The organism is Oerskovia merdavium (assembly GCF_014836755.1).
GTDB lineage: Bacteria > Actinomycetota > Actinomycetes > Actinomycetales > Cellulomonadaceae > Oerskovia > Oerskovia merdavium.
Window position 1 is genome coordinate 464159 of record NZ_JACSQF010000001.1, and the last position, 13924, is coordinate 478082.

Genomic DNA, 13924 nt, shown 5'->3' on the forward strand with positions numbered 1-13924 from the left:
ATCGTAGGAAGCGAGGCGCGGATCAGCCTGGGCTGTGCGTCAGGACTCGTACTGGGCGGGAAGCAGCCTCGGGGCGTCGGTCGGGCCCTGCAGGCCGTTGAGCACGAAGAACCGGTGCCCCGGCTCGGGCGTCACGACCGGGCGCAGCGTGCGCCCGTCGGCGAGGGTCACGAGCCGGTCCGACGCGAGCATCTCGTCGACGCCCCCGACGCGGAACCCGAGCCGTTCCCAGAAGCCCGCGGCCTCGGGCGGCGTCTGGCCGTAGAGCGTCGAGACGCCCGCGGCCCGCGCCTGCTCGACGACCTTGCGGACCAGGTACGAACCCAGCCCGGCGCCCGAGCGGTCGCCCGAGACCGCGATCGCGTTGAGGCACCACCACGGCTCGGCGACGCCGGCCTGCTCGTCGAGCGCTGCGTCGACCCAGGCGAACGCGACGACACGCTCGTCACGGACGTCCGAGCGCTCGCCCTGCTCGCGCAGGACCGGGAAGTACCGGTCCCGCGGGTGGAAGCCCGGACCGAACCGGTAGGTCGTGCTCCAGAGCTCCTCGTCGTGCAGGTGAGGCATGGAGGGCAGGCGTGCACGCGAGAGGTCCGCCAGGCCGGGTCCGTCGTGGTGGCACCCGATGGCGAGCGCGAGGGAGTCAGGAAGGAGCGGCTCGGTCATCCCGCGACAGTACCCGAGCGGGGCACGTGGGCCGCGGTCGGTCTTCCTGCGCAGCTTCTCGTCGGGTGACCGCCCCATGCTCGCCAGCAACGACGAAGGCCCGGAACCGTGAGGTTCCGGGCCTTGTGCCTGGTGGAGCTAGGGGGATTCGAACCCCCGACCTTCTCATTGCGAACGAGACGCGCTACCAACTGCGCCATAGCCCCAGAACGAGGTCAACATTAACACCTGACCTGCGCTCTTCGACAAATCCGCTCCCCTCGGCAGGGCGAACGGCCCAGGAGCTACTGTCCCGAGACGCGTCGACGGGCCAGGATCTCGTTGAGGTCCAGGCCCAGCGTCTCGGTCCGGGGCTTCTTCTCGTCGCCGGGCGCGGGCACCGGCACGGGCTGGTCGCCCTGAGGAGCCCCGACGCCCGACGGCGTCCCCTCCGACACCTCGGACCACGCCTGGTCCTGGGTGGGCTGGGCGAGCGGGGCGGTCGGGACGGCCACCTGGACGGGCGGCACGCCCGTCTCCTCAGCCGTGGGCTTCATGGTGTAGGTCGGTCGTGGCACGGGCACCGGGTCCCAGGCCCCGCCGATCTCGGCCTCGGGGGTCTCCGGACGGCCCGCGGGCACGACCGGGGTCGGTGCGGACGCCGGGGAGAGGTGCACCGCGGTCGCGCCGAGGTCAGCAGGCGTGCCGGGTGCCGTCCCCGCACGGGGTGCGTCGCCGGCCGTCGAGCCCGCCGGGCCTGCCGACCGGTCGCGGTCGTCGAACAGGTCGCCGCCGCTCGCGCCCGTCCGGGGCCGAGCTTGGTCGGGCTCCGTCGAGGACTCGACGCGCGCTGTCGACCCGGTCGCCGGGCGCTGGTCCCTGCCGCGCGCGGCACCGCGGGCCAGGTCCTCGGCGGTCACGCGCGGGATCATCTGGGTGCTCGTCTGCGACGAGCGGACGGCGTGGCCCGTCACGCGCGAGGGGTGGACGTTGCGGGGCGCGACCGGGCTGCCCGCCACGGGTCCCCGTGCGGCCCGGGCAGCGTCGCGCGCAGCCGTGCGGCGGTCCGCATGCCAGCTGGCATCGGCCCGCTTCCCGGCGAGCGCCGCCTGGCGGCCGAGGACGAGGACCAGGGCGAGGACCGCCGTCGGGCCTGCTGCGGCGTACCAGGGCACCAGCCCGTACCCGAAGGCCACCCACGCCCCCACGCTCGCGAGGAGCAGCACGACCGTGAGCGCCAGCCGGCGACGCGCGGCCTTGGCGCGGCGTTCCAGCATCGCGATCCGCGACGGGGACGCGACCTTGCGCGGGGGGAAGGGGTCGTCGAACCCTCCGCCCGCCGGTTGACGGCGCGGCGGGATGCTCGGGCGAGGATCGCTCGCGCGGACGTCTGTCTCCATGGTCTGCGGCTCCTCCTCCGACGATGGCCGGCGGTCGGTGGTGACCCCGGTCGTGACCTGCAGGACGCGTGACGTCGACCCGGACGCGTCGGACGCCCTCGACATCAGGGCGACGTCCGGCTCGCTGACCGGGACCGGACCGAGGAGCAGCGAACGCCCCTCGCCCGACGACGCGTGCTCCGCGCCCTCCCCCGGTGCCCCGCGCCGACGTCCCGAGACGACCGCGAGGACACGCAAGGACCCCGAGAACCTGTCCTCGACCCGGGCGTCCTGCAGCTGCTGGCGCTGCTTGACCCGGTGCGGGACGTAGTAGGCGAACCACAGGACGAACAGCGCAAGGACCGCCACGCCTCCTGAGCCCGTCGTCGAATCCACATCCCGACCGTAGGCGAGGGCCCTGGCGGTCGACCGGACGCCGGGCGGCGTGTCGGTCCTTTTCGCGGTCGCGTCCGTGCGCTAGGAGGCCGCGCGGCGCGTCTCCTGCCACCGCGCGAGCAGGCCGTCGGGGACCTCCTCAGCCGTGATCGCGAACGTCCGGTGGTCGCACCAGTGGCCCTGGATGTGCAGGTACCTCTCGCGCAGCCCCTCGTCACGCAGCCCGAGCTTCTCGACGACCCGGATGCTGGGGCCGTTCTCCGGGCGGATGTTGATCTCGATGCGGTGCAGGCCCAGCACCTGGAAGCAGTAGTCCGTGGCCATCGCGACCGCGGTCGGGATCACGCCGCGCCCCGCGACGTGCTCCCCGACCCAGTAGCCGATGCTCGCCGAGCAGAGCGACCCGTAGGTGATGCTCGAGACCGTGAGCTGGCCGACCAGCTCGCCGTCGAGCTCGACCGCGAACGGCAACGACGTGCCGGCGCGCGCCTGGGCGGCGAGGATGCGCGCGTACTCGCCGAACGTCGGCGGGCCGCCGGCTCCCGTGCCGGGTCGGGGCGAGGTCGCCTCCCAGCGCTCGAGCCACGACGCGTTGCGGGCCCGCAGCGTCATCCAGTCGTGGCCGTCACGACGGTGCAGCGGGCGCAGCACCACGCTGCCGTCCACCGCGTCCTCGCGCAGCGTGACCGGCCAGGGCTTCGACATGCTCCATGCTCGTGCGATCTTGTTCGTCATCGTCGTGCGCCCATCGATCATCCGTTCCCGGCAGCAGAGCCCGAGACGTCCTGCCTCCGAGCACCAGGATCACTGACGTGAGGCCCGGTGGACAGGGTGTATCACGATCTGGCGCACCGACAATAGCGCCGCCGGCCGGGTCGCGCACCACGCGGGACACCTGCTCGCGCACGCCACCGCCCTCACGTGTCCGTGCGAACGCCCCGCGTTCCGGACCTTTCCGTCCGACGACGGGACCCCGGACACTTCTTGCCCGAACCTTTGCGACAATAGGCGCATGAGTGGCCCGGTTCAGCCCTACCCCTTGCACGGAAGCATCGAACCCGAGGACGCGAAGGAGATCCTCCGAAAAGCCATCCGCACCGCCCGATCCACGCGCAGCGAGAGGCGCCGCGACGAAGCGGCCCTCGCGATCGCGGACGTGATCGAGACCATCCCCGAGGTCCTGACGGCGCGCTGCGTCGCGACCTACGCCGCACGCCCCACGGAGCCCGGCACGACCGCGATGCTCGACCGGCTCGCCGCACGCGGCGTCCGCGTCCTGCTCCCCGTGCTGGGCGCGGGCCTGCAGCGGGACTGGGCCGAGTACGCGGGCTCGCACGACCTGCGTGAGCGTGCGCCCGGCCGCCCGCCCGAGCCGAGCGGACCCGCCCTGGGTGCGGCAGCGCTCGTCGACGCCGACGTCGTCATCGCCCCGGCCCTCGCGGTCGACACGCGCGGTGTCCGGCTGGGTCAGGGTGGCGGCTGGTACGACCGCGCCCTGGAGCACATGCGCCCCGGCACCAAGGTCATCGCCGTGGTGTTCCCCGACGAGGTCTACGACGCCGACGAGCGTCCCCTCCCCCTCGAGAAGCACGACCGGACGATCGACGGCGTCGCGACCCCGCAGGGCTGGCGCTGGCTCGTCCAGGACTGACCTCACGACTCCTCGACGACGAAGGGGGCCGGCCCGCCGGGGGGCCCGGGGGGGGCGGGTGCGGGGCGCCGGCGGGCAGGCGGTGCCCGACGGCGGAGCGCCCGTCACGGGACGAGGCGGAGCTCGTCCTTCGTCTGGGCCGCCACGGCCGAGACCGAGAACGGCCACGCGTACGTCTCGCCCGCGGCCCAGGTGCCCAGCTGGTCCTCGTAGTGCTTCGAGGCCGGGTGACCCGAGGCGCCCGTCACGGTGACCCAGGTCGAGGAGTCCAGGTCGTCGAGGTCGACGACCATGCGCATCGACGGCCCCGAGGTGACCTCGAAGTTCCCCGACGCGGCGTCCCACGAGGTGGCGTTGACGATCGAGGACCCGCCCGGCATGCTCACCGTGCGCGGGTTCATGTACGACCGGACGAAGCCCGGGACGGCGTCGTTGTCCAGGACGAGGTGCCCCAGGGACAGCGTGTGCAGCTTGCCCCACTCCCAGTCCGTCGTCTTCTTGGACAGCTCGGTCGTGAGGTCGAGGCGGGCCGAGACGAGCGCCTGGTTGAGGACCTCGTCACGGGTCTCCACGACGCTCACGGTCTGCCGGTCGTCCCAGAACGCGTTGGTCTCGTCCAGGAGCATGTTCTGGACCACCGCGAGCCACCGGCTGCCGCCCGCGGGGCGGATGTCCTCGGGCAGGTCGTCCCAGAACGTGATCTCGAGCAGGTTGCGCCACACGGCCGCGAAGTAGGCCGCCGCCGCGGAGTCCATGTCCATCGAGCGGTCCCAGTCGGTCAGCAGGTCCTGTCCCTCGGCGGCGAAGTCGTTGCGGACGCCCTTGCTGTTCTCGATGTCCTGGTCGAGCAGGGACGGGAGCAGGGCATCGGCGAACGGGCTCCAGTCGTCGTTCTGGATGGTGTTCATCATCTCGACGTCGATCTTGCGGCCCGAGTCGATCTCGGACTGCAGGAGCGTCCGGATGCGCTGCGAGCGGTAGCCGTAGTCCCAGTCGGTCGTGAGGAACGGGGTGGTCCCGGCGGGCAGCACGGCCTGGTTCGCCGCGACGATGAACCCCTCCTCGGGGTCGACGACCCCGGGCATCTGCTTGGCGGGCACGTAGCCCGTCCAGTCGAAGCGCTCGTCCCAGCCCGGACGGGGCCAGGTGCCGTCCGAGGGCACCGGTCCCTCGACGACCTGACGCACCGGGATCTTGCCCGGAGCCTGGTAGCCGATGTGGCCGTCGGTCGTCGCGAAGACGACGTTCTGCGCGGGCACCTCGAAGAGCGCGGCGGCCTCGCGCATGTCGTCGGCGCTCGCCGCGAGGTCGAACGCGAAGACCGCGTCGGCCGTACGGCCGGGCTCGAGCGCGGTCCACTGGAGCGCGACCTCGTAGTCCCCGAGCGGGGTGCCTTCGGTCGGGGCCTCCGCGACCCTGTCGAGCGGCAGCACGGTCGAGACGATCGGGCCGTGGAGCGTCGACGAGACCTCGAGCTCGACGTCCTGGCCCCCGTTGACCTTGATGGTCTCCGTGCGGGTCTCGAGCGGCACCCAGTCGTCGCCCCGCAGGTACGTCTCGTCACGGACGCGCTCGATGAAGAAGTCGGTGACGTCCGCGCCCATGTTGGTCAGGCCCCAGGCGACGTCGGCGTTGTGGCCGATGATGACGCCCGGGAACCCGGCGAACGAGAAGCCCGCGACGTCGAACCCGCACGAGGAGCTCAAGGTGTTGCAGTGGAGCCCGACCTGGGCCCAGACGCCGGGGGCCTGGAGCGCGAGGTGCGGGTCGTTCGCGAGGAGCGGCTTGCCGCTCTCGGTGTGCTCACCGGAGACGGCCCACGAGTTGGAGCCCGTCCCCTCACCGCGCCCGACGAGGACGGGGACGGCCGCGAGCGCCCGGTCCGCGGCACCGACCGCGGACTGGAGCTCGCTCCCAGCGAGGGTCGGCATGTAGCTCGTCTGCTCGACGTCCTCGACGTCGACCTCTGCCGGAGCGGTGGCCGTCGGGACCTCGGCGGGGTCGAGGACGGGAAGGTTCGTGTCCGAGACGTAGGCCGGGAAGAGCGTCGCGACCCGGGCGACGTCCTGTGCGACGCGGGCGGGGTCCTCGGTGCCCGTCGCCGTGCCGGCGAAGCTGCCGTAGGCGATGGCGCGCTCGAGCTCGTCGTCGTAGTTGCCGCGCAGGTCCCAGGCCATGGCCTTGAGCCAGGCGAGCGAGTCGATCGGGTCCCACGGCTCGGGGTCGGCGACGCTCACGCTCGTGCCGAGCACGGTGTACTCGAGCGCGATCTCGCTCGGGTCGCGGTCCTCGAGGTAGGCGTTCACGCCGTCCGCGTAGGCCTGGAGGTACGCCTTGGTCTCCGGCGCGATGATCTTCCACTCCTCCTCGGCGACGAGGCGCCAGCCGAAGGTGCGCGTGACCTTGTCCGCGTCGATCGCCTCCTTGCTGTCCCCGACCAGCTCTGCCAGGCGGCCCGAGGTGACGTGGCGGCGGTAGTCCATCTCGAAGAAGCGGTCCTGCGCCTGGACGTAGCCCTGCGCGCGGAACAGGTCCTCGGGTGTGTCCGCGTAGATCTGCGGCACGCCCTGCGCGTCGCGGAGCACGCTGACCTCGCCGTCCAGGCCGGGGACCGTGAGGGTGCCGTCGGTCTGCGGGAGAGGGCGGCGGACGGTCACGAACGTGAAGATCGACACCCCGACCAGCAGCACGACCAGCAGCGCGGCGATCGCGATCGTGGCCCGGCGGGCTCGAGAACCTCCCCGTCGGGACAGGTGGGCGGGCGGCGACGGGTCGCCGTGGACTCCGGCAGGGACTTCAGCAGACACGGTGCGAGACTACCCCGGGCGGGCCAGGCGTATGATTAGCACTCAGAAGCCCCGAGTGCCAGTCCGGCCCTGCCTCCGAGCGGGCGTCGGACGCCCGGTCCAGGCTCGCGCCCGGCCCGTGACGACCGCACTCCCCCCGCGACCTCTTGAGGAGAGACCGTGCCCACCTACGCGTACACGTGCACTGCCTGCGGCCACGCCTTCGACATCCACCAGGCGTTCACCGACGATGCTCTGACGGTGTGCCCGGAGTGCGGCGGACGCCTGCGCAAGGTCTTCTCGTCGGTCGGGGTGACCTTCAAGGGGTCGGGCTTCTACCGGACGGACTCGCGGTCCTCGAAGTCGTCCAGCATGGGCGCCGGCAGCTCGTCGACCACGCCCTCCACGGGGTCCAAGTCGTCTGACTCGTCGAGCAGCGGCTCGTCGTCGAGCGGCTCGTCGTCGAGCGGCTCGACGGGCACGTCGTCGTCGAGCGGTTCGTCTGGTTCGTCGGGCTCTTCCGCGAGCTGACGCGCCTCCTGGCCGTCCACAGGCCGTCAGCGGCGCGAACCGTCCACAGCTGAGCCCGAGGTCGCACGCGACACCGCGCGGGCGCTCTACGGTCGCGCCATGTCTCGTTCCTCAGAGCGCTCCGGGCGCTCGGCCCGTCCGCGGTCCTCAGCAGCCCGACGGCGCCTGCACGCCCTCGCATGGCGGTCACGTCCCGTCGTGGTCGCCGTGGGGTGCGGCCTCGCGGCCGCGGTCGTCGTGGGCAGGGTGAGCCCGCCACCCCCCGAGACCAGCCCCGTGGTGGTCGCCGCACGGGACGTGGGGGCCGGGGTCGTGCTGACCGGTCGCGACCTCCGGGTCGAGGACGTCGTGTCGTCGCTCGCACCGCAGGCCTCCCTGACCAGGGTGAGCGACGCCGTCGGGCGCACGACGTCCGTCGCGCTGACGCGCGCGCAGCCCGTCACCCCGTCGCTCGTGGCCGCGGGCGACCTCGCTGCCTCGGCTCCCAGCGGGACGGTCGTCGCACCCGTCCGGCTGGCCGACCCTGCGGTGTCGGCCCTGCTGGGCCCCGGGGACCGGGTGGACCTCCTCGTCGCGGCGTCCGGCACCGACGATCCCACGGGCGGGGCGCCCGGCACGTACGTCGCGCGACGTGCGCTCGTGCTGGCAGGGGTGCCCGCCGAGGCCGCGGGCGGGCTGCTCGGCGGTGACCCGGCCGAGGACGGCGTGACGCTCGTGGCCGTGCTGCCCGACGAGGCTGCGTCGCTCGCAGGGCTCGGCCAGTGGGGCGGGCTCTCGGCCGTCCTGGTGCAGTAGTGACGCCCGCCGGCGGCGGCACCTGGACAGGGGGTGGGCCGAGACGCCCAGATGCGCGACCGCCTGAGCATGGAAGGATCGCGACGGTACAAATCCGCTGGCCGGACGCCGCCGAGAGATCGGCGCGCAGACCGGGTCTGCGCCCCTCTCGAAAGGAAACTGGCATGAAGAACGTGTTCAACGGCTTCAAGGAGTTCGTGCTCCGCGGCAACGCGATCGACCTGGCGGTCGGTGTCGTGATCGGCGGAGCGTTCACGCTCGTCGTCACGTCGATCGTCGACGGCCTGATCACCCCGCTCGTCGCCGCCATCTTCGGCAAGCCGGACCTGACGGGGGTCTGGAACTTCACCATCAACGGTGCCGACTTCAGCATCGGCCTCATCCTCGACGCTCTCTTCAAGTTCCTGTGCGTCGCTGCCGCTCTCTACTTCGTCATCGTCATGCCCATGAACCACCTGGCCTCGATGCGCAAGAAGGGCGAGGAGTCCGAGCCCGAGGCGCCGGCCGAGGACGTCCTGGTCCTCCAGGAGATCCGCGACCTGCTGGCGGCGCAGAACGCGCGCGGCGCGGGGCCGGGCTCCGGTCCGGTCGACGGGCCCAGCATCCGCTGAGCCTCGTGCTCGCGCCGTCAGGGCGGCGGCCGCGTGCCGCCCACCTCACCTGCGGGTAGAGGAAGGTGTCGTTTCTGCGTAGCCACCACAATTGTGGTGGCTACGCAGAAACGACACCGCCCCCTGGCAACACCGACCCACCGGTGGAGCCCGCCGTGGCACCCGGCCATTCGGGCGGCCTGTCTGACCATCCGGGCCGCTCTCGGGCAGCCCGCCGACAGCTGCAGCCATGGCCCGCTCTCGACATCAGCGGACACCGCCGAGCAGCGGACGACTCAGGACCAGTGCGGCGGGACGTCTCGCAGGAGCTCGGCGTCGTGACTGCTCCCCGCAGCCCCCGGGCGCGCGTCACCCCAGGTCACGGCGTCGTCGTCAGACCCCAGGCCCGCGACCCCCGCCTGCTCGGTACCTCGCCGCACGACTCGGCGGGACCTGCGCCGCGGATGCCCGGCCGGCGCGCCGACCGCAGGGACGTCGCCCGCAGCGTCGCCCGCAGGGGCCGAGGCATCAGGACGGGAAGCTGGATCGTCGGGGAGCACCCGTCCATTCTCTCAGCCGTCAGTCCGTGCCGAACTCGTCGTCCGCGACCACGGGCACCACCACGATCCGGTCGCCGCCACCCGTCTGCGCGATCCCGCCCCGCTCGGGCAGCCGCGCGTCGCGCACCGACTGGACGACGCGGCGGATGCGCTCGGCCTCCTTGGCCGGGTCGAGGAACGCCGCAGCGGACCACACCTGCGCCACGACCCATCCCGCGGCCTCGAGCCGCTCCGCGATCTGCCGGTCGCGGACGCGGACGCTGCGCTCGGCGACGTACGCGTCGTCGTCGGTCAGCACGGCCACGAGAAGCTCGCCCGGGATGTCAGGGTGCCCCACGACCAGCGGGATCCGGTCGCCGCCGGCCACGCCGTAGTCGGTCTCGACCACGAGGCCCGCACGCCACAGGCGCTCGGCCAGGTCGATCACGAGGCGGTCCGGGTTCCCCCCGACGTCCACACCGTTGCCCAGGGTGACCTGGTCCGCGCGACCGTTGCGCTGCTCGGCGAGGTCCAGCACCTCCGCGAGGAGCTTCGCACCGTGCCCACGCAGCCTCTCGGGATCGAGGTCGGCCGCGGTGAAGCACGTGACCACGTGCAGACGACGACGCGCCGACCCCAGCGTGTCGAGGAGCATCGCGTCCCCACCCGCAGCGTTCAGCACACCGAACCGGTGCAGGACCCGCCCGTGCGGGGTGCGGCCGTAGCCGACCGACAGGACGATCGCGTCGCGCGCGAGCCCCGCGACCCCCGAGACCTCGGCCACCACGACCGGCTCGGCCCGCGCACCCGAGAAGAACGCGGCGAGGGCCGGGTTCTGCCGGACCTCGGCGAGCAGCGCGTCCCGGATCCGGTCGGCGTGCACCGCGCTCACCGTGACGATCGCGAGCGACTCCTCGGGGCGCGTCATGGCGTGCTCGATCGCGATCTCCACGACCCGGTCGACCTCGGCCTGCGTGCTCTCGACCGCGCCCGACGTCGGGTCCGGCATCCCGGCGCCGTCGACCAGGTCGAGATGGACCAGTGGTTCGGCGCGCGGCAGGGGGCTCGGGCGGAGCACGCCCGCGTACCCGTGCGCGACCAGGAAGGCCGTGAGGTACGGGTCGCGTCGAGCGCCGCCCGCCGACAGCGCGACCGTGGGCAGGACCGCGGCGAGCTCCTTGACCGTCGACCCGGACGCCGCGCGCGGGTCCCCGACGACGACGACCTGACGGCCACGGGCGAGCGCCGACAGCACGAGCTCGACAGGCAGGTGCTGCACGGCGTCGAGGATCACGAGGTCGACCGTGCGCGCCGGGGTGAACAGGTGCGGCACGAGCGTGGGTGAGGCGACGACGCACGGGCGCAACCGGCGCAGGACCTCGGGGTAGAGCTCGTGCGCGTCGCGCAGGCTCGTGAGCCGCCCCTCCAGGAGCTCGGTGAACAAGGCTTCCGCCTCGGACCGGTGATCACGCATCGCACCGCCGAGGTGCTCTCGCACCGCGACCCGCACAGGGGCCGAGAGCGCCGTGATGTGGGTCCGGTCGAGCTCGCGGAACCGGCCCGCGAGAGCCTCGAGGCCCGCACCGTCCTGCCCGGCCAGCGCAGGGTCCTGCGCGAGGATCTGCTCGAACACCGAGCTCCACCACGCGAGGTCGAGCTCAGGGCCCACGAGCTCCTTCTCGACCCGGCGGGCCGAGAGGTCGTCGAGGAGATCGCCGAGCCCCTCGTCTCGCAGCGACCGGAGTGCCGCGGTGCGCGCCGGCAGGTGCTCGAGGGCGTCCTTCTCCTCGCTCAGGCTCGCGAGACGTGCCGCGAGCTCGGGGAGGGGAAGGTCCATCAGGTCCGAGCCGACGGGAGTCGTGGACAGGACGGGGTCGAGATATTCGAGGTCGAGACGCACCGCCTCGAACGTGTCCTCGATCGCGGCGAGCCCCTCCGGGAGGGTGGGCCAGCCACCGCGGGGGCACTGCGCCTGCCAGACCGCACGCTGCGCCTGGACCTCGACGAGAGCCGCGTGGAGGTCGGCGACCCGGACCCCGGGGCGGAGCATGTCCTTGGCCTGCTTGCGCAGCCGCCGCCGGTGGGCCCACCCCATGTCGATCCCGTTGTCCGCGCGCCACTGGCGCGTGCCGGTGGCCTCGACGAGGTCGGTCGCGGTGCGTTCGAAGATCAGGGGCTGGAACGCGTCGAGGGTGCCGCGCATCCCGCCGAGCATGGTGAGCTGCTCGCCCCACTGGCGGACCGACGTGGCGGGTGTCAGGCCCGTGGTCCGGGCGACCGACTCGACCTGCTCGCGGAGCTCGGGCAGGGTCCGGCCCGTGAGCCGCTCGACCCGGACCAGCGCGTCCTGGGCGCCTTCGGTGCTCGTGATGTCCGCACCGAACCAGGGGGTGGACGTCGAACGGAGCGTGAACGCGCCGACGTCGGCCGCGCCCTCGAGGCGCGCCGCAAGCTCGCCACGGCGCTCGGCACCGATGCGGAGCGTGACCTCGGGTCCGAGGCGGACGGTCGTCGCGGGCGCAGGGCGCTGCGCGGTGAGGCGTGCGAGCGCCTGCAGGGCCGCGTACGCGGACACCCCCCAGGGCTCGCGCACCAGGTGCAGCGACTCGACGTAGCCCGAGAGCTGGGCGCGTGCTCCCAGCAGCCCGTCGCGCACGCGGGCGACCGCGTCGGTGTCCACGACCTCGGCCTCCGCGGCCATGGCCGAGAGCAGTCGGTGCGAGGCCGTGGCCCGCCACGTCGGCTCGGGCTCGATGTCGAGGATCAGACCGTCCAGGCCGAGCGTCTCGAGCCGGTGGGTCAGCGAGTCCGCCGCCCGGCGGTGCCCGGGGACGTACAGGATGCTCCGCCCGCTGGCTGCCGCCTCGGCCACGACGGCCGCGAGGGTGCCCGCGACGTCGGACCCCGCGGGAGCGTCGACGAACAGGTGGCTGCCGGTCGCGAGGGTGTCGATCACGTGGCGCTGGGCGGGGTCGAGGTCGCCCACGCCGCGCTCCTGGGTGGGGTCCGCGTCCCCGACGCGCGGGGTCGGGAGCTCGCGCTCGAGCGCGGTCGCGGCCTCGTCGGAGCCGGCGAGCGCCGCGACGACCTCGTGCCGCTCGAGCCCGGAGGCCAGCTCGTCGAGGTCGTCGACGAGCACCTGGCCGGGGTGGACGAAGGTCCCGACGAGCACGCGCTGGGTCATCTCGAAGTCGCCGAGCACCGCCCGGCCCACGGCCGTGATCCGCGCGAGCGCGTCCGAGGGGTCGAAGCCTGCGGGCGTGAACGCGCTGCGAGCGAGCGTCACGGGGTCGATCAGCCCGCCGTGGGCGCGCAGCGTGCGAGCGAGCAGGGGGTTGATCTCGACGGTCGGTTCGAGCGTCAGGTCGTAGTCGGTCTCGCTGTCGCCGCGCGGGGTGAGCGTGAGTGGTCGCAGTAGGACCGGGGCGCGCACGGTGCGCGGGAGGCTCGGGTCGGGCGCAGGGGCCTCACCGGCCGGGCTCGCGGTGCCGCCGTCGGGCCCGCCGGCGCCGCTTGCCCCGCGCGGCGTGCTCGCGGTGGCGTCGTGGTCGCCCTGGGGGGTCTGGGCCGGGTCGGTCGCCGACGGTTCGTGGGCCGGGTCCGCGGGGTCGGCCGGCAGGCCGGTCGCACCGTCGATGGTCCGGCCGTGCGTCGAGCCGGCGACGTGCGCGAGCGCCGCGACGTCGTCGGTGGGGAGCCGGGAGGGCTCTTCCTCGGTCCAGGTCGTGACGCCGATCGCGAGGTAGGTCGGAGCGACGCCGTAGCGCTGGGCGTGCTCCTGCGACCGGACGACCACAGCGCGGGCCCTGCGGCGCGCAGCTGGCAGCGACGCGCCCTCACGGAAGAGGTTGGACAACCGGGTCGGACGACCGGCGAAGAGCTGTGCGACCCCTGACGGGTGGGCGGCGGTGAGGTCGATGACGGCGTCACCCAGGAGCCCGATGTCCGCGAGCGAGGAACCACCCGCGAGCTCGACGAGCGAGGCTCGCCAGGACCGGACCGCGTCCTCGACGAGCTCGGCGGTCGTGGGGGGCTCGACGAGCACCGGTGGCGACGCGACGGGCGTGCCGTCGGCTCCGTTCGGCGAGGCACCGGCTGATGCGCCGTCGGGCGCGGTCTGGTCGGTGAGCGGCCGAGCGGGATCGGCCACGGACTCGTGGGCAGATGAGGTGCGGGCGGCTGCGTTCACTCTGGAACGCTAACCGTCACGGGTGACGGAACCGGCACCGGCACGCCGTGAGCGGCCGTTTCGGGTTGCTCGGGGCGACGAGGCGGGCCACCAGGGCCATTGATCGGGAAGAAGTCCGGCTCCTGTGAACTCGCTGTGAGCGTCATTGCGCACCGAGAACGGGCCGAGAAAGTGTGAGGACGGTGCGCACCGCGCAGGGGGCAGGCGATACGCACCGTCAGAGATGATTCTGCAAGGTCTTCTACCGTTCGTCAAACCTGTGGGAGAGGGACACCGGGTGAAAGTGGACGCCCGTCCAGTTCGTCGTGGCGGATTCTTCCTGGACGGCCGTCAACGTGGCATTCGGTGCCACATCGTGTGCCGACGCACAGGCGGGCCCCCCCCCCGCCGGGCGCAGCACCCGTCCCGGTCCGGTCTCGTGCA

At 73.1% G+C, this 13924-nt stretch carries 9 protein-coding genes, 1 tRNA gene and 1 pseudogene; 4 read left to right on the top strand and 7 right to left on the bottom strand.

Annotated features, from left to right (window positions below):
• Window positions 1-39: 39 nt before the first annotated feature.
• The 4 genes from H9641_RS01900 to H9641_RS01915 all read right to left on the bottom strand — a co-directional run bounded on the left by H9641_RS01900 (window position 40) and on the right by H9641_RS01915 (window position 3125).
• A complete protein-coding gene (locus H9641_RS01900; protein WP_191800483.1) occupies window positions 40-666 on the bottom strand; it encodes a GNAT family N-acetyltransferase in 627 nt (208 codons plus the stop codon).
• Between the two features lie 130 nt (window positions 667-796).
• A tRNA-Ala gene (locus tag H9641_RS01905) sits at window positions 797-872 on the bottom strand.
• Window positions 873-950: 78 nt separating this feature from the next.
• Window positions 951-2420, bottom strand: a complete 1470-nt coding sequence (locus H9641_RS01910) for a hypothetical protein (RefSeq protein WP_191800485.1) — start codon at window positions 2418-2420, stop codon at window positions 951-953.
• Between the two features lie 81 nt (window positions 2421-2501).
• A complete protein-coding gene (locus H9641_RS01915) occupies window positions 2502-3125 on the bottom strand; it encodes a GNAT family N-acetyltransferase (RefSeq protein ID WP_191800487.1) in 624 nt (207 codons plus the stop codon).
• Window positions 3126-3432: 307 nt separating this feature from the next.
• On the opposite strand from H9641_RS01915, the gene H9641_RS01920 reads away from it, so the two are divergent.
• On the top strand, window positions 3433-4071 hold the full coding sequence (locus tag H9641_RS01920; RefSeq protein WP_191800489.1) for a 5-formyltetrahydrofolate cyclo-ligase: 639 nt from the start codon (window positions 3433-3435) through the stop codon (window positions 4069-4071).
• A gap of 104 nt (window positions 4072-4175) precedes the next feature.
• Here the strand turns inward: H9641_RS01920 and H9641_RS01925 are convergent, their stop codons facing one another.
• On the bottom strand, window positions 4176-6878 hold the full coding sequence (locus H9641_RS01925; RefSeq protein ID WP_318244319.1) for a penicillin acylase family protein: 2703 nt from the start codon (window positions 6876-6878) through the stop codon (window positions 4176-4178).
• 159 nt (window positions 6879-7037) lie between these two features.
• Here H9641_RS01925 and H9641_RS20870 point away from each other — a divergent pair.
• Window positions 7038-7178, top strand: a pseudogene (locus tag H9641_RS20870) (FmdB family zinc ribbon protein); the annotation flags it as partial.
• A 14-nt stretch (window positions 7179-7192) separates the two neighbouring features.
• Here the strand turns inward: H9641_RS20870 and H9641_RS20875 are convergent.
• Entirely contained in the window at window positions 7193-7408 is a 216-nt protein-coding gene (locus H9641_RS20875) for a hypothetical protein (protein ID WP_404821916.1), read from the bottom strand.
• 79 nt (window positions 7409-7487) lie between these two features.
• Between H9641_RS20875 and H9641_RS01935 the strand changes: the two genes are divergently transcribed.
• On the top strand, window positions 7488-8183 hold the full coding sequence (locus tag H9641_RS01935) for an SAF domain-containing protein (protein WP_191800493.1): 696 nt from the start codon (window positions 7488-7490) through the stop codon (window positions 8181-8183).
• Window positions 8184-8347: 164 nt separating this feature from the next.
• Window positions 8348-8794 carry a large conductance mechanosensitive channel protein MscL gene (gene mscL / locus H9641_RS01940; protein WP_191800495.1) on the top strand — a complete coding sequence of 149 codons (447 nt, stop codon included), beginning with the start codon at window positions 8348-8350 and terminating at the stop codon, window positions 8792-8794.
• A 558-nt stretch (window positions 8795-9352) separates the two neighbouring features.
• Here the strand turns inward: mscL and H9641_RS01945 are convergent.
• Window positions 9353-13501 carry a hypothetical protein gene (locus tag H9641_RS01945; RefSeq protein WP_404821915.1) on the bottom strand — a complete coding sequence of 1383 codons (4149 nt, stop codon included), beginning with the start codon at window positions 13499-13501 and terminating at the stop codon, window positions 9353-9355.
• Window positions 13502-13924: the final 423 nt, after the last annotated feature.

What these genes read in the sequence shown, in the direction of transcription:
- H9641_RS01900 (WP_191800483.1), bottom strand. Translation starts at nt 666, where the DNA reads ATGACCGAGCCGCTCCTTCCTGACTCCCTCGCGCTCGCCATCGGGTGC.
- H9641_RS01915 (WP_191800487.1), bottom strand. Translation starts at nt 3,125, where the DNA reads ATGTCGAAGCCCTGGCCGGTCACGCTGCGCGAGGACGCGGTGGACGGC.
- H9641_RS01920 (WP_191800489.1), top strand. Translation starts at nt 3,433, where the DNA reads ATGAGTGGCCCGGTTCAGCCCTACCCCTTGCACGGAAGCATCGAACCC.
- H9641_RS01935 (WP_191800493.1), top strand. Translation starts at nt 7,488, where the DNA reads ATGTCTCGTTCCTCAGAGCGCTCCGGGCGCTCGGCCCGTCCGCGGTCC.
- mscL (WP_191800495.1), top strand. Translation starts at nt 8,348, where the DNA reads ATGAAGAACGTGTTCAACGGCTTCAAGGAGTTCGTGCTCCGCGGCAAC.